This is a genomic window from Terriglobales bacterium (assembly GCA_035457425.1).
GTDB lineage: Bacteria > Acidobacteriota > Terriglobia > Terriglobales > Acidobacteriaceae > JACPNR01.
Window position 1 is genome coordinate 15,514 of the sequence record DATIBR010000156.1, and the last position, 22,046, is coordinate 37,559.

Consider the following 22,046-nt stretch of genomic DNA (forward strand, 5'->3'; position numbering starts at 1 on the left):
GTAGAGACGCCCTTCTGGGCGTCTCCTGTGACGCGAACCAGAGACGGCCAGAAGGCCGTCTCTACCGAAGAGTTTCGCGATTACGATGAGCACGTGAGTTCGCTCTTCGAGATCGCCGCGCGGCGGTGGCGGGAGGCGGCGCGGCACGCGGGAGCGTGGCGCGCGACGCGCGAGCTGGCCGGCGACATGTGGTACTTCGTGCGCGACTCGACGCCGGAGCGCGCGCGAGCGCGCTACGGCGACCTGGACTACGACTTCGAGAGCGGCGCGGACACGACGGCGGCGAACGTCGGTTGGCGAGCGCGGCTGGCGGCCGCGCTCGCCGGCGCGCCGTACCAGCCCACGGTGCCGGCGGAGTTCCACGAAATAGTGCGCTCGCCCGCCCTCGACGCGAGCGCGTTCACGTTCCTCGACGTGGGGTCCGGCAAGGGGCGCGCGCTGCTCTTGGCGGCGGAGTATCCGTTCCGAAGGATCGTGGGCGTGGAGATCGTGCCGGAGCTGCACGCGTCGGCGAAAGAGAACATCCGCCAGTGGAAGGCGCGGCACGGCGAGCGGGAGATCGAGTCCGTGCGGGGCGACGCGCGGGACTTCCCTATTCCGGAGGGGCCGCTGGTGGTCTATCTCTTCAACCCGCTGCCGGAGGCGGCGCTCGCGGATCTCGTGCGGCGAGTGGAAGACTCGTGGCGCGCGGCGCCGCGGCCGGTGTTCCTCCTGTATCACAACGCGATCAACGCTCGCGTGCTGGAGGAGGCGGAAGTGTTCGAGCGCATCGGGAGGACGGAGCGGTACGCGCTCTATCGCGCGCGGCAAGTCTCGGGCTAGAACCAAGACACGGAGGCCGGGGCCTCCGTGTCTTGCCGCTCCGGGGAGCGCCGACCTACATGATCTGGGGATCGAGCCAGCGATCTTCGTCTTCGCGCAGCGGGTACGGCTCGCTGTGATGCAGCGCGTCGTTGAGACGCTCCTCGAGCGCCAGCGCCTGCTTACGCGTGAGGTCTACGCTGACGCTGCGCTTCCCCTTGGGCAGCGAGACGCGGAAGCCGTGGCGCGAGCGCTCGATGGCGGTGCGGGGGTGGTGGCGAGTGGTGACGGTGCTCATGCATCTTCTCCTTAGGCGGTGACGAGCTGGCGGCTGAGGACCTCGCGCATGCGGCGCATGCCCTCGAGGATCTTCTGCTGGTTGTTGGCGTACGAGAAGCGGAGGTATCCCTTGCCGGCGGGACCGAACGCGGTGCCGGCGAGGCAGGCGACGCCGCCCTCGTCGAGCAGGCGGTTGGCGAGCTGCTTGGCGTCGCCGGTGACGCGCGAGACGTTGGCGAAAGCGTAGAAGGCGCCCCGGGGCATGCGGCAGCTCACGCCCTCGATGCGGTTGAGCTCGCCGACGATGAGGTCGCGGCGCGCGCGGAACTCGGCGACCATCTCGTCCACGGAGTCTTGCGGGCCGAGCAGCGCGGCGATGGCGGCCATCTGGACGAAGGCGACGGCGCAGGAGTTGGAGTTGATGGTGAGCTTGGCCATCTTCTCGGCGAGCGGGACGGGCATGACGCCGAAGCCGAGGCGCCAGCCGGTCATGGCATAGGCCTTGGAGAGGCCGTCCATGAGGATGGCGCGCTCCTGCATGCCGGGTACGGAGAGGATGCTGAAGGGCGCTCCGTCGTACTGGATGCGGCTGTAGATCTCGTCGGAGAGCACGAAGGCCTTGGTGCGCAGCACGGCTTCGGCGATGGCCTCGATGTCGGAGCGCTCGAGGATGGAGCCGCAGGGATTGTGCGGCGAGTTGAGGATGACGAGGCGGGTGCGCGGCGAGAGCAGCGCGCGGAACTCGTCGAGGTCGAAGCGGAAGTCGTTCTCCTCGCGCAGCCGGATGGGCTTGGGGGTGGCGCCGACGAAGCGCGCGACCGATTCGTAGATGGGATATCCGGGGTCGGGATAGATGACCTCGTCGCCCGGGTTCACCAGCGAGAGCGCGGCGTAGAGCAGGATGTTCTTGGAGCCCGGTACGAGGACAGTCTCCTCGGGTGTGGCAGTGATGCCACGGGTGTGTGACACATATTCGGCGACGGCGGCGCGCGCCTCGAGGAGGCCGGCGGCGGGCGTGTAGTGCGTATAGCCGTCGTACAGGGCGCGGATGGCGGCCTCGGTGATGTGGACGGGGGTCTCGAAATCGGGCTCGCCGATCTCGAGGTGGATCACGTTCTTGCCTTGCGCCTCGAGACGGCGGGCGTGCGCCAGGACTTCAAAGGCGGTTTCGGTGCCGAGGGCGTCCATGCGAGCGGCAAATTCGATGTTCATGAGAGCGCTCCGAGGCCGGGGAGGAGTCGTATCCAGCTTGAATATCGGCGCGTATCGCGGGCAAGCGCAGTGAGAACAGTCACGTCCGCAGGTGATTGCAATCACGGGGCCAAAGCCGGGCGATGCGTTTGTCAGCGTTCCGCGGGCGGCGGTAGACTCCCAGGCTATGAAACGAACGATGGCGTTGCTGGTGTTGCTGGCGATGAGCGCGCTGCCGGCGCTCGCGCAGGATTGGGCGAAACAGAGACTGGAGAAATCGCCGCGCCACGGCGAGTGGATCGAGGTGAAACACGGCGCGCGCACGGTGCGGGCGTTCGTGGTGTACCCGGAAGCGAAGCAGAAAGCGGCGGCGGTGATCGTGATCCACGAGATCTTCGGGCTCACCGACTGGGTGCGGACGGTGGCGGACGAACTGGCGGCGAACGGCTACATCGCCATCGCGCCGGACCTGCTGTCGGGCGCGGGGCCGAACGGCGGCGGGAGCGATTCCTTCCCCGACGTGGACGCACGGCGCGCGGCCATCGGCAAACTCGATCCCGACCAGATCACCGCGGACCTGAACGCGGTGGCCGACTACGTGACGAAGCTGCCGGCAGCGAACGGGAAGCTTGCCGTCGGCGGGTTCTGCTGGGGCGGCGGGCAGACGTTCCGCTTCGCAACGAACCGCAAGGACTTGAAGGCCGCGTTCGTCTTTTACGGGCCTCCGCCGAAGGAGTTCGCGAACATCACGGCGCCGGTGTACGGCTTCTACGGCGGCAACGACGCGCGCATCAATGCGACCATCCCGGACACCCAGAAGGCGATGAAGGACGCGAAGAAGAAGTACGAGCCGGTGACCTACGAGGGCGCGGGGCACGGCTTCATGCGCGCGGGCGAAGACCCGGCAAACACGAACCCGGCGAACACGACGGCGCGCGCCGCGGCGTGGAAGCGCTGGCTGGCGCTGCTGAAGAAGATGTAGCGGCGGCGGGTGGCGGCGTTTACACTGAGGGTCCCCCGAAAATCTCCCAGGACCTTCCAGGAAAATGACCGCCAAGTTCTACGTGGACATCTTCTGGTTCAAGTGCATCGGTTGCGGCCGGAGCAACCACCAGAAGGCGTATTACCGCCTGTTCGAGAAAGACCAGGCGGCGGCGGTGCGGCGCGACGGGCGGCTGGCGCACGCTTGCCATCACTGCAAGCGCTCCTTCCCGGCGAATGCTCTGCAGGTTCACAGCATGATGATGGAGGTCCCGGAGCAGGAAGCGCGCTCGCGGGGGCTGACACTGGACGTCGGCGGCCAATGATGCGTCGCACTCTCTCTCTTCTGGCGCTGGTTCTTGCGACGCTGCCGGCCGCTGCGGGGCGCCGGCAGGAGGAGTCGCCACTCGCCAGGGTCGAAGAAGCTTACGCCGACCTGGTCGACGCGCGGGGCGCCATCGGCTTCATCGATTCGGGATTCGTCGCGACCTACGGCGGCAAAGACCGCAAGGCGTGGGAAGAGATCCGCAAAGCAAAGCTGAAGGAGATGCAGGAGCTCCTGCCGGCCGTCCCGGAGGAGAAGCTACCGGCTCGCGAGCGGCGCGGGCTGAAGCTGATGCAGGAAGCGGTGGAAGCGGCCGCGGCCGAAGGCGCGCCGGCGCTCGCGCCCGCGGGCAACTGCCAGGACGCGCAGCGCGCCGGCCTCGACTACAAGCAGCTGCGCGAGGCGCTCTACGCCTGCTTTGACGAAGTCGGCAATCATCTGGAGTTCGAAGGCAAGCGGGAAAGCCGGCTCTCCGGGTTCGAGCTGCTCACCACGATGCCCGAGGCCGAGCGCCGCAAGCAGATGTTCCTGGCGTACGGACCGCTGTGGCAGGCGATCAACGCGAAGAACGAGCCGGATAGCCCGTACCGGCGGCTGATCAAGCTGGCAGCAGCCGACGCCGCGCAGAAGAAGGGCTCGGAGATCGACGCCGCCGCGAAGACGCTGGGCGTGACGGCGGCGGAGGTCGAGCGCTGGCTGGAGCAGATCCTGGAGACGTGGCGGCAGTCCACGCCCGCGACGCCGATCGAGCCGTGGGACTACCGCTACTGGGCGGGCGAGTGCGACCGCGAGCTGGCCCGCACGGCGCCTCGCGGGCAGATGCGCGACGTCAGCGCACGCTTCTATCGCGACCTGGGCGCGAGCGACGCGCTTCGCACCGTGATCTACGACATCGAGCCGCGCGACGGCAAGGCGCCGGTGGCGTACACGGACTACGTGCGCATGGGCCGGATGGCCGGCGGGAAGTGGCAGTCGACGGTCGTGAGGATTTCCGCGAGTTATCCGCGCGGCGGATACGGCCTGCTGGGCGAGCTGATCCACGAGGAAGGCCACGCGGTGCATTTCCTTGCGCTGCGTACCAGCCCGGCGTTCATGGACCTGGGCGACTCGCTGTTCGTGGAGTCGTTCGCCGACGTGCCGGCGTGGAGCATGGTCGAGCCGGCGTGGCAGAAGAAGTATCTCGGGCGGAGCGCGCCGGTGGCGACGTGCCGACGCGGCGCCTACGCCGGCGTGATGCTCGACGTGGCGTGGTCGCTGTTCGAGGCGCGCATGCTGCGCGAGCCTTCCGCCGACCCGAACGAAGTCTGGACCGAGATCACCAGCAAATACCTGCACATCGTGCCGCATCCGGAGTACGCGTGGTGGGCGTGGCGCGTGCAACTGGTCCACCTGCCGGGCTACATGGTGAACTACGGGCTGGGCTCGGTGCTGACGGCTGACCTGCGCGCGCGCATCCGTGAGCAGATCGGTCCGTTCGATACCGGCAACCGGCGGTGGTACGGCTGGGTGTCGGAGAACCTGCTGAAGACGGGCCGGGAGCAGGAGACGGCGGACCTACTGCGGCGGTTTTTGGGGCGTCCGGTCTCGCCGGAAGCCCTGCAGAAGGAGCTCGCGCGCATGCGCGAGGCCAAGTAGTTCCCTTCCGTGCCACGCGGATGCATCACCGCAGCTCTGCTTCTCCATCTATACGGGTGTGCCCCGTGAATCGAGCATCCAGGACTACGCCGTCATCGGCGACTGCCGCGCCGCCGCGCTGGTGAGCCGCGCCGGCTCGCTCGACTGGCTGTGCTGGCCGCGCTTCGATAGTCCGGCGATCTTCGCCGCGCTGCTCGACCGCGAACGCGGCGGCTACTGGCGGATCGCTCCGGCTGACGCGCACGAGGCGCGGCGGCGGTATGTGGGCGAGTCGAACGTCCTGGAGACGACGTTCACCGGCGCGAGCGGCAGCGCGACGCTCACCGACCTGATGCCGGTGGCGAGCGAGCAGTTCAAGAACGAGCACCTCATCCCGGATCACGAGGTGGTGCGGCGCGTGGAGTGCACCGCGGGCGCGGTCGAGCTCGACGTGGAGTTTTTTCCGCGCTCGCAATATGGGTTGAAGGCGCGCGCGCTGCGCGAGCGCGGCAAGCTCGGGCTGCGCCTGGAAGACGGCCGCGGCGCGTACTGGCTGCGCGCGAGCGTGCCGCTCGAGGTCCGCGGAAAAGGCGCGATCGCGCGGGTGCGGCTGCGGGCGGGCGAGCGCGCGTACTTCTCGCTGAGCTACGCGCAGGAATCGCCGATTGTGTTGCCAGAGCTGGGCGAGCCGACCGAGAAAGCCATCGCGCGCTCGGTGCGCTGGTGGGAGGAGTGGGCGGCGCGCTGCCAGTATGACGGCCCGTACCGCGCGGCGGTGGTGCGGAGCGCGCTGGCGCTGAAGCTGTTGACGTATGCGCCGTCGGGGGCGATCGTCGCCGCGGCCACGACTTCCCTGCCGGAGATCGTGGGCGCGAGCGCGAACTGGGACTACCGCTACTGCTGGCTGCGCGATGCGTCGCTCACGATGCGCGCGCTGCTCGGGCTCGGGCATCGCAACGAGGCCGCGGGCTTCCTCGACTGGCTGCTGCATGCGACGCGACAGACGCATCCGGAGCTGCGCGTGCTGTACACCGTGTTCGGGCGCGAATCGCCCCGCGAGCGCGAGCTGACGCACCTGCGCGGCTACCGCGAGTCGCGGCCGGTGCGCGTGGGCAATGCCGCGCGCGGGCAGTTGCAGCTCGACATCTACGGCGAGGTGATCAAGGCCGCGGGCCAGTTCGCCGAGGAAGACGGCTGCTTCGACGGCATGACGCAGAAAGTCCTGCTCGGGCTGGGCAAGTACGTGGCGAAGCACTGGCGCCTGCCGGACGAAGGGATCTGGGAGCCGCGGACCGGCCGGCGGCACAACACGTTCTCGCGGCTGCTGTGCTGGGCGGCGCTGGACCGGCTGATCACGCTGGGGGAAAGCGGGAGATTGAAGAGCGTGCCGCTGGAGCGCTTCGCGCGAGAGCGCGATGCCATCCGGCGCGAGCTCGAGACACGTGCGTGGAATGAAGAGCTTCAGAGCTACACCGCCACGCTCGACGGGGACGACCTCGACGCCACGCTGCTGCGCATCCCGTGGTACGAGTTCGAAGCCGCGGGCTCGCCGCGCATGCGCGCGACGCACGAAGCGGTCACGCGCGCGCTCTCGGCGGGCAACGGCTTGCTGTATCGCTATCGTCGCGAGCCGGCAGAGGGCGCGTTCGGCATCTGCAGCTTCTGGAACGCGGAGTACCTGGCGACGGGCGGCGGCACGCTGGAGCAGGCGCATGCGGCGTTCCAGGCGCTATTGCGCTACGCCAACGACGTGGGGCTGTACGGCGAGGAGATCGAGCCGGAGACGGGTGCGGCGCTGGGGAACTTTCCGCAATCCTTCACGCACGTGGGGCTGATCAGCGCGGCGCTTTCGATCGCGGAAAGACAAAAGCAGGGAGCGCGGCCGCCGCTGACCGCGAGCGAGGCCGCATGATCCAGTGGCAGAGCTGGCTGCTGTGGGGGTTCCTGGCGACGCTGCTGCTCACCACCGTGAGCGCGGTGACGCAGGGGCTAGGATTCACGCGCATGAACATCCCGTACCTTCTGGGAACGATGTTGACGCCGGACCGCGACCGCGCGCGCGTCTACGGATTCTTCGCGCACCTGGGGATCGGCTGGGCATTCTCGCTGCTCTACGTGCTGATCTTCCGCGCGCTGGGGCAGGCCGACTGGTGGCACGGAGCGCTCATCGGGCTGCTGCATGCGCTGTTCGTGCTGGTGGTGGTGGCGGTGCTGCTGCCGGGCGTGCACCCGCGGATGGCGAGCGAGCAGCACGGCCCGGAAGCGGGACGCGTGCTCGAACCGCCGGGCTTCCTGGCGCTGAACTACGGGATCCAGACACCGCTCTCGGTGTTCGTCTCGCACGCGGTGTTCGGCGCGGTGCTGGGCGCCTTCTACCGGCTGCACTGATCAGGCGGCCGGAAACGCGATGGTGGTGAGCAGGGCGTTCTCCGCCTGGCGCGAGTCGAGGCGCGTGTGCTGCACGACGATGGGGACGTCGGAGCGGATGACGCTGGAGTAGTCGGTGTCGCGCGGGATGGGCTCGGGGTCGCGCAGGTCGTTGAAGCGCAGGTGCAGTGTGCGGCGCGGCGGCAGGGTGACGCGGTACGGCCCGCTGGGCTCGCGGTCCTTATAGAAGATGGTGATCTCGATGCGCGCCTCGCGGTCGCCGGCGTTGAGCAGGCAGGCGGTCTCGTGGCTGGTCATCTGCGGCGCGGGGCCGTGGCTCTCCGACGGGATGTAGCCTTCGGCGATGGCCCAGACTCTTGCTCCGATCGCATCGTTCATCGTTCCTCCTTCATTTGCGCGCGAGGCGCCAAAAGACGAAAGCACCGGCGGCGAGCAGTCCGAGGGTGGTTGCGGCCCGGGAGCGCGCCTTGCGGCGCGCGGCCGCCCGTTTCCGGATGAGCGCCGTCTCCGGCGGTCCTTCGACGGCGGCGCCCTGCTTGGCCAGTTGGATCACCTCGGCGAGATGCAGGGCGTGGCGGCCGGTCTGCTGCGCGATCTGCTCGCGGCAACTGAAGCCGTCGGCGAGGATGAAGGTCTCGCGGTCCGCCGCGCGCACCGCCGGCAGCAGCGCGCGCTCGCCGACGGCGATCGAGACGTCATACTTATCGCTCTCGAAGCCGAACGAACCTGCCATGCCGCAGCAGCCAGAGGCGAGGACCTCCGCGTCGAGTCCGAGCTGCTGCAGCACGGCCTGCTCGCTATCGAACTTCAAGACTGACTTGTGATGGCAGTGCCCCTGCACGAGCGCTTTGCGCGCGAGCCGCGGGAGGCGGTCGGGAGCGACGTGGCGCGCGAGGAACTCGCTGAGCAGCACAGTCTGGCGGCGCAGCTTTTCGGCGCGCGGGTCGCCAGGAAGAAGGTTGCGGAGTTCGTCGCGGAAGACGGAGGCGCAACTGGGCTCGAGCACGACGATGGGAGTGCCGGCGGCGAGCTCGGGCGCGAGCTGTTCCAGCACGCGTTCGAGGTAGCGCTTCGCCGTCGCCAACATGCCGAAGTCGTAGAGCGGGCGGCCGCAGCAGAGGTGCGCGCGCGGGACGTCGACGGCGAAGCCGGCGTCGTCGAGCACGGCGGCGGCGGCTTGCGCGGTCTCGGGGAAAAAGTAGTTGTTGAAGGTGTCGGGCCAGAGCAGGACGCGCGAGCGCCCGACGTGGCGAGGCCGATGCCGGGCGAACCACGCCTGGAAGGTCCGCGGGGCGAACTCGGGGATGGCGCGCGCGCGCGGAATGCCCGCCGCGAGCTTGGCGAGATCGCGAAGGAGCGGCGTCTGCGTGACGAGGTTCACCGCGCCGGGCCAGAGCGACGCCAGCCGCGCCCACTGGTCGATGAAGCCGAAGGCGTAGGCGTGGCGCGGACGCAGGCGGCCCTCGAAGTAGTGCGCGAGGAACTCGGCCTTGTAGGTGGCCAGGTCGACGTTCACGGGGCACTCGCCCTTGCAGCCTTTGCACGCGAGGCAGAGGTCGAGCGCCTCCTTCACGTTCTCGTCGCGCCAGCCCTCGCGCAGCACGTCGCCTTGCAACATCTCCCAAAGCAGGTGCGCGCGGCCGCGCGTGGAATGCTTCTCCTCGCGCGTGACCATGTAGCTGGGGCACATGGTGTCGCGACCGGGCTCGACCCCGCGTTCCTTGCGGCACTCGCCCACGCCGACGCAGCGCAACGTGGCGTCGCTGAAGCGGCCGTGGTCGTCAGGAAACTGAAAATAGGTCCGCGGCTGCGCCGGACGATAGGCCGCGCCGAGGCGCAGGTTCTCGTCGGCACGATATGGGTCGACGACTTTCCCGGGGTTCATCCTCCCTTCCGGATCCCAGATGCGCTTGAACTCGCGAAAGGCTTCGACCAGCTCCGGCCCGAACATCTTGTGGAGGAACTCGGCGCGCGACTGTCCGTCGCCGTGCTCGCCGGAGAGCGAGCCGCCGTGCGCAACGACGAGATCGGTGGCTTCTTCCAGGAACTCGCGGAACTTGCGCACGCCGGGCGCGCTCATCAGGTCGAAGCTGATGCGGGTGTGCACGCAGCCCATGCCGAAGTGCCCGTAGAGCGCGCCGATGTAGCCGAACTTCTCGTAGAGCTTGCAGAGATCGCGCAGGTAGGCGCCGAGGCGCTCGGGCGCGACGGCGGAATCTTCCCAGCCCTCCCAGGTGACGGGCTGCCCGGGAACGAAGGCGGTGGCGCCGAGTCCGGCTTCGCGCGTCGCCCACACGTGCTTCTCTTCCTCGGGATCGTCGTAGAGCTTCATCGTGGGAGCTGAGGAGCTGTGCTTGAGCTTGTCCATCAGCTCGCGCGCGCGGTCGTCGGATTCCTGCTGCGTCTCGCCGCCGAACTCGACCAACAGCCAACCCCTCCCTTCCGGCAAGAGCTTCAGGTACTCCTCGTGCAGGCGCTTCTTCTTCATGTTCTCGACCAGCAGGCTGTCCAAGCCTTCGAGGCCGATGGGGCGAGACGGCAGGATGTCGGGGATGTGGTCGGCGGCGTGGTAGACGTCGGGATAGCCGAGCACGACGAGCGTGCGGTACTTCGGCCAGGGGACCAGATGGACCGTGGCTTCCAGGATGGTGACGAGCGTGCCTTCGGAGCCGACCAGGGCGCGCGCGAGGTTGAAACGGCCGTCTTCCCCGGGCAGCAGCGAATCGAGGTTGTAGCCGGAGACGCGACGCGGGATCTTCGGATAGCGCTCGGCGATGAGGCGCGCGTAGCGCTCGCGCATCCGCGCGACGCCGCGGAAGATCTCGCCCACGCGCCCGGACGCGGCAGCCTGGGCGGCGAGGTCGGCTTCGGTCATCCACCCGGCGCGCAGGCGGAGGCCGTCGTAGGTGAGGAGCTCGAGTTCCTCGGTGTTGTCCACGGTCTTGCCGGCCATCTGGGCGTGGACGCCGCAGGAGTTGTTACCCAGCATCCCGCCGAGGGTGCAGTGATTGTGTGTAGCGGGGTCGGGACCGAAGGTGAGGCCGTGCTGCTGCGCGGCCTCGCGCAAGTCGTCGAGCACGGTGCCGGGAAGGACGCGGGCGCGGCGAGCGGCGGGGTCGAGCGCGACGACGCGGTTCAGGTATTTCGACCAATCGAGCACGACGGCGACGTTGCAGCACTGGCCGGCGAGGCTGGTGCCGCCTCCGCGCGAGAGCACCGGCGCGCCGAACTCGCGGCACAGGCCGATGGTCGCGACCACGTCTTCGATACTGCGCGGCACGACGACGCCGATGGGGACCTGGCGGTAGTTGGAAGCATCGGTCGCATAGAGCGCGCGGCTGCCGGCGTCAAAGCGGACTTCGGCGGTGGTGCGCTGGCGCAGCGCCTGCTCGAGCGCTCGGAAGTCCACGGTCGCCGGCGGCGGCGCGATGCGGACCAGCGGGTTGTCATGCAGCGCGCTCATCGTCTCTTTCAAGCGGCATACCGCAGCGCGTCGGCGCGCTTCAGTTCAAGGCCCATGCCGGGGCGGCCGAGATCTGGCGCCAGCTTTCCGTCCACCGGTGTGCTGGCGCCGTCGAAGAACATCTGCTCGATGCGCGCGTGATCGTGGAAGTGCTCGATGGAGTGGCAGTTTGGGACGGCGCAGCACACATGCAAATGCAGCGCGGGGGCGGTGTGAGCAGAGAGCGGCATGTTCCACGCGGCGGCGAGCGCGGCCGCGCGCAGGAAACCGGTGATGCCGGCGCAGCGGGTCGCATCGGCTTGAAGGATATCGACCGCGCCGGCCTCGAGCATGCGACGGAAGTAGTAGTCGTCGTAGCCGTACTCGCCGGCGGTGATCGCCATGCGCGCGGGCGCGCGGTCGCGGATGAGCCGCAGTCCTTCGAGGTCATCGGATGAGACCGGCTCCTCGAACCACGTCACGCGCTGCTCGCGGAAGCGCTCGGCCATCGCGAGCGCCTGCTTGCGCGTGTAGGCGCCGTTCGCGTCGACGAACAGCTCGGCGCGCTCGCCGATGGCTTCGCGCGCGAGCGTCACCCTCGCGGGATCGCGCTCGGGCTCGCGACCGATCTTCATCTTCACCATGCCGATGCCTTCGCGCACCCAGTCGCCGAGCTGTGCCTGAAGCTGCGCGTCGTCATACGAAGTGAAGCCGCCGCTGCCGTAGACCGGGACGTCCTCGCGCGCCATCCCCAACAACTTTGCGAGCGGCATGCCGAGGAGACGGGCCTTCAAGTCCCAGAGCGCAGCGTCGACCGCGGCGATGGCCATGGAGCAGATGCCGGGGCGCCCGTTGTTGCGGATGGCGTGCACCATGCGATGCCACGCGCTTTCGATATCGAGCGCGTCGCGGCCGATGATGAGCGGCGTGAAAGTCGCACGGATGAGCTGGGCGATGCAGGCGTGCCCATAGGTGTAGCCAATGCCTGTGGTCGAGCCAGCGGTGAGCTCAACGAGAACCATCGTGGTGCTGTCCCATTCGAAGGTGCCGTCGGACTCCGGCGACGAGGTCGGGACGCGAAAAACGGACACCTCGAGGCGCGTGACCGGCGCTTCCCCGCTCCGGATTGGCTGGAGGTTCCCCACTAGGCCGCCTCGAGCTCGTCCAGCTCCTCACGCAGCCGGCGGCCGGAGGTCGCTAACGCGAACAAGAGAGCTGCGCCGGTGAGGATGCCGGCGAGCAGCGGCGCGCGATGCGTGGTGAACCAGAGCTGCCGGCTGCGGTCGAGCGCGCGCTCGTCGAAGCGGCCGTGGGCGCCGACGTCTCCCGGGACGGGCTTCCACAAATTGTTGGGGCGAGCAGGATCGGCGGGCTCGGAGGTCTGCTGCGCGTCGTAGCCGTTGCGCGCGAGATAGTGGTCGGCGAGGGAGGGCACGAGCTTGTCGGCCCAGATGGCCTTCACGGTGGAGCCGCCGACATAGACCTCGCGGCGGCGATGGTGCGCCGCCCAGTAGATAGCGCGCGCGGCGACCTCGGGCTGGAAGATAGGCGGGACCGGCTGCGCGCGGCGCGGCAGGCGGCTCTTCACCCAGTCGAACTGCGGGGTGTTGAGCGCGGGGAGCTGCACCATGCAGAGATGGATGTTGCTGTTGTCGTGCAGCAGCTCGGTGCGGAGCGATTCGGTGAAGCCGAGCACGGCGTGCTTGGCGGCGCAGTACGCGGACTGCAACGGGATGCTGCGGTAGGCGAGCGCGGAGCCGACCTGCACGATGGCGCCGCGGCCGCGCGCGCGCATGCGGCGCAGCGCGGCGAGGGTGCCGTAGACGGTCCCGAGATAGGTGACGGCGGTGACGCGGTCGAATTCGTCGGGCGTCATCTGGGCGACGGGCGAGAAGACGCTGGCCATGGCGTTGTTGATCCAGACGTCGATGCGGCCGAAGATGCGCTCGACCTTGGCAGCGGCGGCCTCGACCTGCCGCTGATCGGCGACGTCAGTGGGCAGCGCGATGGCTTCGGCGGCGCCGAGGCGCTCGGCCTCGCGGGCGGCGGCTTCCAGGCGGCGCGGCTCGCGCGCGAGCAGCGCGATGCGCGCGCCGTGGCGCGCGAATTCCTGCACGGTCGCGCGGCCGACGCCGGCGGAGGCGCCGGTGATGACGACGATTTCCCTGTCCATGCTGATTGGGATGCGCAGCAGGCAGGACTCGTGGTCTAGCGGCGCCTGGAGATTCGCGTATGGCGCGTTGGGCTGACTGCCGCGCCGCGCGGAGGTCCTCTATTGTTCGGCGAAGAAGGTCAGGATGCGCGCGGTGACCTCCTGCGGGCACTCTTCGGCGAGGTAGTGTCCGCAGCCGGAGATGGCGCCGCCCTGGACGTTGGTGGCGGCCTGCTGCATGGCCTTGAGCATGGTGTCGCCGGTGGCCTTGGCGATGTCGCCGCCGATGGTGAGCACCGGCATCTCCAGCTTCGTCTGCATGGACTTGCGGTTCTGCTGGTGGTCGGTGAAGAAGGCGCGGTAGTAGTCGAAGCCGGCCTTCATGTAGCCGGGCTTGGAATAGACGCGAGTGTACTCGGCGAGGTCGGCGCCGGCGACGGTGTCAGGGTTGAAGGACTTCGCCTGGAAGAACCACGCGAGATATTGGCGCTCGCGCCCTTTGGTCATCGCTTCCGGAAGGTCGGGCACGGCGTGCCAGAAGAACTGGAAGATCTTGTTGTGGGTGGCGTCGGAGAGCATGAAGGCCTGGTCGGGGGCGACGCCGGGGATGGCGGCGTCCATCAGCACCAGCTTTTTCGTGACGTCGCGGTAGTTGGCGGCGTAGGCGTAGGCGAGCCAGGCGCCGACATCGTGGCCGACGAGCAGGTGCTGCTGCACGCCGAGCTTGACGAGCGCGTCGTGCAGGTAACCGGCGATGGTCTCGGTGTCGTAGGCGGTGGCGAAGCCGGAATCGCCCTGGCCGGGCAGGTCGAAGGCGTAGACCTTGTAATGCTTCGCGAGGTCGGGCATGACCTTGCGCCAGGCGTACCAGCTCTCGGGCCAGCCGCCGACGAGCACGAGCGGCTCGCCTTCGCCGCCGACGACGTAATGCATCTTGGCGCCGCGCACGGTGACGTTGCCATGCTTGAAGTCCCTGGCGAAAGCCTTGGCGTCGAAGCGCTGGGCGAACGCGGCGCCGCAGAACGCGGCGAGCAGGAAAACGAGAGCAAGAACGCGACGCATGAGTGCTCCTCTTATTTGATCCAGGGACGATCCTGGTGCCACGACTGCGCCGGCCCGTAGAGGCGCGCCGGCGTCTGCTGCTCGTACGCGAGGTGCGCCGGCCGGTGGACCAGTTCCATGTACATGCCGAACGGGGAGACGAAATAGCGGATCTGCTCGCCCTTCTTGGCGGCGCCGCCCGGCAGGAACGGGCCCGCGAGCAGGCGCGCGCCGTTCTTCTGGAGGTAGGCGGAGGCGACTTCGAGGTCGTCGACGTAGAACGCGATGTGCGGCGAGCCGACGTCGGCGTTGCGCGGGAACTTCTTCACCTGGCCCGGGAACGGCGCTTCCTTGAGCTCGAAGTTGATGTTGGGACCGAGGCGCAGCATGGCAACACGCGAGACCGCGCGGCCGTCCACCTCATAGCGCGCGGGGTTGTTGACGGGATCGCGGAACGGGCCGGCGGTCCAGAGCAGGTCGGCGCCGAGCACGGTGGTGGACCACTTCAGCGCGGCGTCGAGATCCTTGACGACGACGCCGAAGTGGTCGGGATTGCGCGCGCCGGGGATGCCGGCGCCGGTCTTGCCGTAGTCGTCGAGCGGACGCTGCGGCGGCACGTCGGCCACGGGCGTGGGCCGGGCTTGCCACGCGAACGCGGCGGCGGCGACCAACACCAGTGCGAGCGCGCAGGCATGGGTTCGGTGCGTCATTGCGACCTCCCGCGGCGGAAAGGGATGCTCAGAGTTGTTTCACGCTCGCCACGTTGTAGAGCTTGATCACCGGCGTGCCGGTGATCATGTCGGGAAAACGCTTCATGAAGTCCTGGAAGTACGAGGTCTGGAAGTGCTTGTCGAGGACTTCCTGGCTCTCCCACTCTTCGAAAAAGACGAACGAGTCGGGGTCGCCGGCGTCCTGATAGCAGCTGTAGTGCAGGCAGCCCTGCTCGGCGCGCGAGGGGCCGTAGAGCGACGTGGCGAGCTTCACCATGTCGGCACGCCGCTCCGGCTTCACTTTGAACCTGCCTCCGACGACGATCACGCGAGCACCTCCGCTACTTGCATGCGCCGCCGTTGCGCTTGGCGTCGGTGGCGAACAGCGCCTCGAGCTCCTTGGCGTGGTTGTCGGCGGGCTTCATGGTGTAGTCGCCGGGACCGTCCACGTACTCGCCCCACGACGCGCTCTGATTGATGCCGTACTTCGGCCCCTGCGAGACGAACAGCTGCTTGTTCTTGTCGGCGATGGGGGGCGGGTTCTTGGGGTCGGTGACGAGCTGGCCGACTTCCTTGAAGTACTCGCTGATCTTGTCCGGCGTCCAGACGAAGATGAGGCGGCGGTTGTCTTTGGCCTCGTTGTTGAAGCCATGGATGTAGTAGCGCGGTCCGTAGATGAGGTCGCCAGGCTGCGTGCGGTACTTGTGCACCTTGCCCTTGGGGAGCTGCTTGCCCGGGACCTGCTTGAGGTCAGGGTAGGTCTTTTCGCTCATGTAGATGGTGATGCCGCCATCCGGGAAGTAGAACCACTCGTCGGTCCAGTGGTGAATGTGAGGCATGGGACCGGCGCCCGGCGGGATGACGGAGTCGGCGATGGTGAACTTGCCGCAGGTAGTGGCGCCGACGCGGGTGAAGGTGAAGATCTCGCCCGCCGGCCCCTGGATGACCATCGGCTTGGGGTCCTTCTTGTAGTCCGGGAACTTGTACTTCATGCTCTGCGCCGAGGCGGCGCCGAGGAACAGCGTGACGAGCAGGGCCCCGAGTGCGAATCTCCGCATGACGGTCCTTTCGGCGCGCGGCACGGCCGGGCGCCTGTTGATGTTGGTGGTGAAGGGAGTGAAGCGAGTATGCACTGCCGCGCGGGGCGGGCGCAAGTCGCCTACGCGCCCTTGCCTTTGGCCTCGCCCAGCACCTGCTTCAACATGCCGAAGGCGCCGGCGGCCTTGTTGAAGCCGGCGTAGACGCACATGAACAGCAGCAGCTCCTCGATCTCCTCGCGGGTGGCGCCCTGCTTCATCGCCATGTTGACGTGCGCGCCGAAGGGATTGCCGGGGCCGTTGTGGTCCTGGTTCACCACGTCGATGGCGATGGTGATGAGCGCCTTGGTCTTCTGGTCGATGAGCGGCTTGCCCCACACCTCGCCCGCAACGCGGGTGCACAGGTCGCCGAACGCCGGGTGGATGCCGGCGAGGCCTTGCTGAAGGTCTTTGTCGTCGAGTACGGCATTCTTGTATGGCATGAGTCTCCTCTGAGTCCCTTCTGAAAATGGTGTGCGCGCGGACGCAAGCGCCCGCGCGCGGGTTGCAGATCGCTATTTGCCGGCCGCGGCCGCGCGGATGAGCTTGATGAGCTCGGGCGAGGCGTAGACGTCGCGGTAGAAGGTGAGCTGCTCGCTCTTGTAGTAGCAGCCGCCGCGATGCCCGCGGCGCACCCAGCAGACATTGCCCTTGGCGATGGTCTCGTTGGTGGCGTTGTCCTCGCACTTCCACTCGAAGTGGACGAACTCGCTCCAGAACTGGACGATGGGCCAGCACATGGTGACGCCGGGCTGGGCGATGAGCGCCCACCAGTGCTCCTCGCGCGCATGCTGCTCGTTCAGGCCGCGGAAGGGACCGTCCTGGCAGTGGTAGACGAGGTCGTCGCGATACTCGCCGGTCAGCAGGTCGCCGCGGCCTTCCCGCAGGGCTTCGCAGTGCGTGGGCCACCACTCGCGATTCTCCTTCTCGATCTGCTCCATGGTGTAGCCCGGGCCGATGGCGGGCAGCGTCTTCTCTTTGATGGCGATGAAGCGCGCGGAATCGGCGATGAGCTTGGCCTTGAGGGCGTCGGGTACGAGGCCGGGGCGCGAAAAGTCGGCGGCCAGTCCTTCGTAGTAATTCCTGCGGGTCACAGAACTCCTCCTGGGAACGGCTGGATATGGGGTCGGGGCGACGATTCTCTTGTGGGTCTGAAAAAATAGCAACAGGAATCGGTGTGGTGATTTCCGCAGTGGTAGGGCGTTCGCCGCGTTGATTTTTAGCGGGGAGATGCTAGAGTGTCTCACCTCCCGGGACATACCTTATCTATGCCAGCCAGCAAGAAGATCGCAGTCCTCATTGAAGAGCACTTTGACGGCACGGAGTACCGCCGCTTCAACGACTACTTTCCCCAGCAGGGCTACCAGGTGGAGTACGTCTCACACCTGTGGGGACAGCCTTCGCTCACTTTCGGCAACAACCCGGACGACGGGACGGTGGACCTGCACGTCAGGGTGACGACCGAGGTGGACAACGTGAAGCCGGGCGACTACGCGGGCGTGATCCTGATCGGCGCGTACGCGATGGACCGGCTGCGCTACCAGGCGAACGTGAAGCCGGGGCAGCCGAACCAGGCGCCGGCGGTGCGCTTCCTGCGGCAGGCGATGAAGGAAGGCGTGCCGGTGGGAACGATCTGCCACTCGCTGTGGCTGCTGTGCGCCGACCCGGCGCTGCTGCGCGGGCGCAAGGTGACCTGCGCGCACAACATCATCTGCGACGTGGAGAACGCGGGCGGGCAGGTGGTGTACGAGGGCGAGCAGACCGCCGACCTGGTGGTGGACGGCAACCTGGTCTCGGGCAAGCACCCGGCGGTGGTCGACCTCTTCATGCAAAAGTTCGTGGAACAGATGGCGCGCACGGCGACGGCCGCGGCGCGCGCCTAGCTTTCTTCGGGGGACTTCCTTGGCTACGACAGCGACATCGGTACGCGCCGGCGCGAAGCAGAACGAGCGGCCCGGCATGCGCGTGGACTTCACTTTTTCCGACACCATCGCGGGCTACGTGAGCGGCTGGGACGCGGCGCAGCGGCGCTTCACCATCACCACGCCCGACGGGCGCGACTTCGAGGCCTTCCTGACGCCGGCCAGCTACGCGCGCTACGTCTTCAACCTGGGCGAGAGCTACCAGGACGCGACCGGCGACATGGCGAAGCTGCTCGCCACCGAAGGCCAGATGGTGTTCGCTTACGGGACGTTCTATCCGGCGGCGCAGGATTCGAGCGGAAGATTCTGCGCGCAGTGGCTGGTCTTCCCCGAGCGCAAGCCGGGCGAGTTCCGGCATGAAGATGCCGGCTGGTGGGTCGAGCAGTCGCGCTCCATCGGGCACTCGTACCTGAAGTGGCAATTCGACTGGCCGGAGCAGGAGATCGACTACGCCAACTACCGCACCTTCCTGAACCTGGCGGGCACGAAGAAGGGCGACTACCTGCAGGAGACCGACACCATCAGCCGCATGATCTACGGCCTCTCGACGGCGTACATGCTGACGGGCGAGGAGGCGTTCCTCACCGCTTCGGAGCGCGGCACGCGCTACCTGCGCGACCACATGCGCTTCTACGACGAGGACAACGACGTCGTCTACTGGTACCACGGCATCAAGGTGCAGGGCGAGAAGAAGCAGAAGCTGCTGACCTCGGAGTTCGGCGACGACTTCTACTCCATCCCGATGTACGAGCAGATCTACGCGCTGTGCGGGCCGACGATGACCTACCGGCTGACGGGCGATCCCGCCATCATGTCGGACATCGAGCGCACGATGCGGCTGTTCAAGAAGTTCTACCGCGACGACAAGCAGGGCGGCTACTTCTCGCACCTCGATCCCATCTCGCTCGACCCGCGCGCGGAGTCCCTCAACAACAATCGCGCGCGCAAGAACTGGAACTCGGTAGGCGACCACGCGCCCGCGTACCTGATCAACCTGTACCTGGCGACGGGCGCGGCCGAGCACGCCGCCTTCCTGGAAGAGACTTTCGACACCATCGTGCAGCGCTTCCCGGACTACGCGGAGTCGCCCTTCGTGCAGGAGCGCTTCCATGAGGACTGGTCGAAGGACCAGTCGTGGGGCTGGCAGCAGAACCGATCGGTCGTGGGGCACAACCTGAAGATCGCGTGGAACCTGATGCGCATGCACGCGCTCAAGCCGAAGGCGGACTACGAAGCGATGGCGCGCAAGATCGGCGCGCTCATGCCGGCGGCGGGCTCCGACCGGCAGCGCTGCGGCTGGTACGACGTGGTCGAGCGCGTGAACAAGCCCGCGGGCAAGGATTTCGAGTTCGTGTGGCACGACCGCAAGGCGTGGTGGCAGCAGGAGCAGGCCATCCTGGCGTACCACATCCTGAACGGCGTGCTGGGCGACGAGGAATACCTGCGGCTGGCGCGGGAGTCGGCGGCGTTCTACAACGCCTTCTTCCTCGACCACGACGACGGCGGCGTCTACTTCAACACGCTGGCGTGCGGGCTGCCGTACCTGTTGGGCAACGAGCGGCTGAAAGGCTGCCACTCGATGTCGGCGTATCACTCGATGGAGCTGTGCTTCCTGTCGGCGGTGTACACCAACCTGCTGATCTTCGGGCGGCCGATGACGTTCCACTTCCAGCCGTACGCCAACGGGTTCGCGGACCGCGTGCTGCGCGTCGCGCCGGACCTGCTGCCCCAGGGCAGCGTGAAGCTGACGGCGGTGAAGCTCGACGGCGCCGCGTACACGGATTTCGACGCCGGCGCGCTGGCCATCCGCCTGCCGAAGACCGACCGCGCCGTGAAGGTGGAAGCCACGGTCACGCCGGCGAGGAAGAAGTAATGGTCGAGGTCAGCGCGCGCGAGGGCTACTCGCTGGTGACACTGGCCGGCGCCATCGACGGCAAGACCGCGCCCGAGGTCCAGGAACAGCTGCGCCCGGTGATGGAGGGCAGCGGCGACGTGGTGATGGACATGTCGGCGGTGGACTACATGTCGAGCGCCGGGCTGCGGCTGCTCCTCCTTATCTATAGGGACTTCACGGCGCGGCGGCGGCGGCTGGTGCTGGCCGGCATCTCGCCGGACATCCGCAACGTGATGCAGCACACGGGGTTCCTCGGTTTCTTCGTCGTCGCCGACGACGTGCCAAAAGCCGCGCAGGTGCTGGCGTGACGACTCCGGCCCAGGCGCCCATCGACGGATACCCGACCCACGAATTCCAGGGATTCCGCTTCCGGCGCGGGCGCACGCTGCCGTTCGGGGCGTCGGTCGAGCCGCACGGCGTGAACTTCTCCATCTTCTCGAGCGCGGCCACCGGCTGCACGCTGGTGCTCTTCCGCAAGGGCGAGAAGAAGCCGATGGCCGAGATCCCCTTCCCCGACGAATTCCGCACCGGTGACGTCTACTCGATGCTGGTGTTCGGGCTGCCGTATGAGGACGTGGAGTATGGCTTCCGGTTCGACGGGCCGTGGCAGCCGGAGCGCGGCAACCGCTTCGATAAGACCGCGATCCTGTGCGACCCGTACGCGCACACCGTCGCCGGGCGCGACGTCTGGCGGCGGATGCCCGACTGGAAGGATCCGTACCAGCACCGCGCGCGCCTGACCTTCGACGACTTCGACTGGGAAGCGGACCGGCAGCTCGAGCATCCCATCCAGGAACTGGTGATCTACGAGATGCACGTGCGCGGGTTCACCGCGCACCCGTCGGCGAAATCGTCGGCGCCGGGGACCTACGCCGGGCTGCTGGAGAAGATCCCGTACCTGCAGGAGCTGGGCGTCACCTGCGTGGAGCTGCTGCCGGTGTTCGAGTTCGACGAGTGGGAGAACCACCGCCGCACGCCCGACGGCAAAGACCTGCTGCTCAACTACTGGGGATATTCGACGCTCGGGTTCTTCGCGCCCAAGGCGGGCTACGCCGCGACCGGCGCGCTCGGCATGCAGTGCGACGAGTTCAAGAACCTGGTGAAGCAGCTGCACCGCGCCGGCATCGAGGTGATCCTCGACGTGGTGTTCAACCACACGGCAGAGGGCGACGAGCGCGGGCTGACCATCTCGTTCCGCGGCATCGACAACCGGACGTACTACATGCTCACGCCCGACGGGCACTACTTCAACTTCTCCGGCACGGGCAACACGCTGAACTGCAACCATCCGGTGGTGCGCAACTTGGTGCTCGACTGCCTGCGCTACTGGGTGTCGTACTACCACGTGGACGGCTTCCGCTTCGACCTGGCGTCGATCCTGGGGCGCGACCAGGACGGCGCGCCGCTGGCGAATCCCCCGCTGCTGGAGTCGCTGGCGTTCGACCCCGTGCTCAGCAAGTGCAAGCTCATCGCGGAGGCGTGGGACGCCGGCGGGCTGTACCAGGTCGGGTCGTTCCCCGCGTATGGCCGCTGGGCGGAGTGGAACGGCAAGTTTCGCGACGACGTGCGGCGCTTCGTGAAGGGCGAGCCGGGCCTGACGCTGGCGATGGCCAAGCGCATCCAGGGTTCGCCGGACCTGTATCTCGGGCGCGGCCCGTGCGCGAGCGTGAACTTCGTGACCTGCCACGACGGCTTCACGCTGCGCGACCTCTACAGCTACGACGAGAAGCACAACGAAGCGAACGGCGAAGAGAATCGCGACGGCGCGAACGACAACAACAGCTGGAACTGCGGCGCGGAGGGCCCGACCAACGACGCAGCGATCAACCGACTGCGCGCGCAGCTCAGCAAGAACGCGCTCTGCCTGCTGCTGTTGAGCCGCGGCGTCCCGATGCTGCTGATGGGCGATGAGCTCGGCCGCACGCAGCGCGGCAACAACAACGCCTACTGCCACGACAGCGAGCTTTCGTGGACGTCGTGGGATCTCACACCGGACGCACGGGCATTGCTCGACTTTGTGCGTCGCGTGATCGCACTGCGAGCTGCACAGCCGGTCTTGAAACGGCGGACCTTTCTCAGCGGGCGACGACCCGGCGCGTCGGACGTGCTCTGGCTGAGGCCGGACGGCGACGAGATGACCGACGACGACTGGAACGACGGCACTCGCCGCGCGTTCGGCATGTTGCTCGACGGCGACGCCATTTCAGAACACGACGCGCACGGCCAGCGC

General features: G+C 67.7%; 22 protein-coding genes. 10 read left to right on the forward strand and 12 right to left on the reverse strand.

Annotated elements, in window-relative coordinates; genetic code table 11:
- Nucleotides 1-27: 27 nt before the first annotated feature.
- Nucleotides 28-822 carry a class I SAM-dependent methyltransferase gene (locus VLA96_11895; protein HSE49901.1) on the forward strand — a complete coding sequence of 265 codons (795 nt, stop codon included), beginning with the start codon at nt 28-30 and terminating at the stop codon, nt 820-822.
- 55 nt (nt 823-877) lie between these two features.
- Here the strand turns inward: VLA96_11895 and VLA96_11900 are convergent, their stop codons facing one another.
- Both VLA96_11900 and VLA96_11905 read right to left on the reverse strand, forming a co-directional pair.
- Nucleotides 878-1,099 carry a hypothetical protein gene (locus VLA96_11900; protein HSE49902.1) on the reverse strand — a complete coding sequence of 74 codons (222 nt, stop codon included), beginning with the start codon at nt 1,097-1,099 and terminating at the stop codon, nt 878-880.
- Between the two features lie 11 nt (nt 1,100-1,110).
- Complete coding sequence (locus VLA96_11905) at nt 1,111-2,292, reverse strand: pyridoxal phosphate-dependent aminotransferase (GenBank protein ID HSE49903.1); 1,182 nt, start codon at nt 2,290-2,292, stop codon at nt 1,111-1,113.
- A gap of 166 nt (nt 2,293-2,458) precedes the next feature.
- Here VLA96_11905 and VLA96_11910 point away from each other — a divergent pair, with 166 nt between their 5' ends.
- The 5 genes from VLA96_11910 (at nt 2,459) to VLA96_11930 (ending at nt 7,579) form a co-directional block, all read left to right on the forward strand.
- Nucleotides 2,459-3,253 carry a dienelactone hydrolase family protein gene (locus tag VLA96_11910; GenBank protein HSE49904.1) on the forward strand — a complete coding sequence of 265 codons (795 nt, stop codon included), beginning with the start codon at nt 2,459-2,461 and terminating at the stop codon, nt 3,251-3,253.
- A 64-nt stretch (nt 3,254-3,317) separates the two neighbouring features.
- On the forward strand, nt 3,318-3,578 hold the full coding sequence (locus VLA96_11915) for a hypothetical protein (protein ID HSE49905.1): 261 nt from the start codon (nt 3,318-3,320) through the stop codon (nt 3,576-3,578).
- A complete protein-coding gene (locus VLA96_11920; GenBank protein HSE49906.1) occupies nt 3,578-5,212 on the forward strand; it encodes a hypothetical protein in 1,635 nt (544 codons plus the stop codon). Before VLA96_11915 ends, VLA96_11920 begins: the two co-directional genes overlap by 1 nt.
- Nucleotides 5,213-5,270: 58 nt before the next feature.
- Nucleotides 5,271-7,103, forward strand: coding sequence for a glycoside hydrolase family 15 protein (locus VLA96_11925; protein HSE49907.1), 1,833 nt, complete (start codon nt 5,271-5,273; stop codon nt 7,101-7,103).
- The gene (locus VLA96_11930; protein ID HSE49908.1) at nt 7,100-7,579 is read left to right on the forward strand and encodes a hypothetical protein; all 480 of its coding nucleotides are present in this window, start codon (nt 7,100-7,102) and stop codon (nt 7,577-7,579) included. The genes VLA96_11925 and VLA96_11930 overlap by 4 nt, the downstream gene beginning before the upstream one ends.
- On the opposite strand, the gene VLA96_11935 is transcribed toward VLA96_11930, so the two are convergent.
- The 10 genes from VLA96_11935 to VLA96_11980 form a co-directional block, all read right to left on the reverse strand.
- Nucleotides 7,580-7,957: a sensory rhodopsin transducer gene (locus tag VLA96_11935; protein HSE49909.1), complete on the reverse strand. Its 378-nt coding sequence runs from the start codon at nt 7,955-7,957 to the stop codon at nt 7,580-7,582.
- A 10-nt stretch (nt 7,958-7,967) separates the two neighbouring features.
- Nucleotides 7,968-11,042 carry an FAD-linked oxidase C-terminal domain-containing protein gene (locus VLA96_11940; GenBank protein HSE49910.1) on the reverse strand — a complete coding sequence of 1,025 codons (3,075 nt, stop codon included), beginning with the start codon at nt 11,040-11,042 and terminating at the stop codon, nt 7,968-7,970.
- Between the two features lie 8 nt (nt 11,043-11,050).
- Complete coding sequence (locus tag VLA96_11945) at nt 11,051-12,166, reverse strand: enolase C-terminal domain-like protein (GenBank protein ID HSE49911.1); 1,116 nt, start codon at nt 12,164-12,166, stop codon at nt 11,051-11,053.
- Nucleotides 12,166-13,194 carry an SDR family oxidoreductase gene (locus VLA96_11950; GenBank protein ID HSE49912.1) on the reverse strand — a complete coding sequence of 343 codons (1,029 nt, stop codon included), beginning with the start codon at nt 13,192-13,194 and terminating at the stop codon, nt 12,166-12,168. Before VLA96_11950 ends, VLA96_11945 begins: the two co-directional genes overlap by 1 nt.
- Nucleotides 13,195-13,293: 99 nt before the next feature.
- Nucleotides 13,294-14,235 carry an alpha/beta hydrolase gene (locus VLA96_11955; protein HSE49913.1) on the reverse strand — a complete coding sequence of 314 codons (942 nt, stop codon included), beginning with the start codon at nt 14,233-14,235 and terminating at the stop codon, nt 13,294-13,296.
- Between the two features lie 11 nt (nt 14,236-14,246).
- Complete coding sequence (locus VLA96_11960) at nt 14,247-14,924, reverse strand: VOC family protein (protein HSE49914.1); 678 nt, start codon at nt 14,922-14,924, stop codon at nt 14,247-14,249.
- A gap of 28 nt (nt 14,925-14,952) precedes the next feature.
- Nucleotides 14,953-15,252, reverse strand: a complete 300-nt coding sequence (locus tag VLA96_11965; GenBank protein HSE49915.1) for a putative quinol monooxygenase — start codon at nt 15,250-15,252, stop codon at nt 14,953-14,955.
- Nucleotides 15,253-15,265: 13 nt separating this feature from the next.
- Entirely contained in the window at nt 15,266-15,982 is a 717-nt protein-coding gene (locus tag VLA96_11970) for a cupin domain-containing protein (protein ID HSE49916.1), read from the reverse strand.
- Nucleotides 15,983-16,083: 101 nt separating this feature from the next.
- Nucleotides 16,084-16,443, reverse strand: coding sequence for a carboxymuconolactone decarboxylase family protein (locus VLA96_11975; protein ID HSE49917.1), 360 nt, complete (start codon nt 16,441-16,443; stop codon nt 16,084-16,086).
- 72 nt (nt 16,444-16,515) lie between these two features.
- On the reverse strand, nt 16,516-17,094 hold the full coding sequence (locus tag VLA96_11980) for a hypothetical protein (protein ID HSE49918.1): 579 nt from the start codon (nt 17,092-17,094) through the stop codon (nt 16,516-16,518).
- 174 nt (nt 17,095-17,268) lie between these two features.
- Here VLA96_11980 and VLA96_11985 point away from each other — a divergent pair, with 174 nt between their 5' ends.
- The 4 genes from VLA96_11985 to glgX all read left to right on the forward strand — a co-directional run.
- The gene (locus VLA96_11985; protein ID HSE49919.1) at nt 17,269-17,883 is read left to right on the forward strand and encodes a DJ-1/PfpI family protein; all 615 of its coding nucleotides are present in this window, start codon (nt 17,269-17,271) and stop codon (nt 17,881-17,883) included.
- A gap of 19 nt (nt 17,884-17,902) precedes the next feature.
- Nucleotides 17,903-19,795: an AGE family epimerase/isomerase gene (locus tag VLA96_11990; protein HSE49920.1), complete on the forward strand. Its 1,893-nt coding sequence runs from the start codon at nt 17,903-17,905 to the stop codon at nt 19,793-19,795.
- A complete protein-coding gene (locus VLA96_11995) occupies nt 19,795-20,124 on the forward strand; it encodes an STAS domain-containing protein (GenBank protein HSE49921.1) in 330 nt (109 codons plus the stop codon). Before VLA96_11990 ends, VLA96_11995 begins: the two co-directional genes overlap by 1 nt.
- Nucleotides 20,121-22,046: glycogen debranching protein GlgX (gene glgX, locus VLA96_12000; GenBank protein ID HSE49922.1), on the forward strand; the 1,926-nt coding region annotated here is incomplete at its 3' end. The genes VLA96_11995 and glgX, both read left to right, overlap by 4 nt.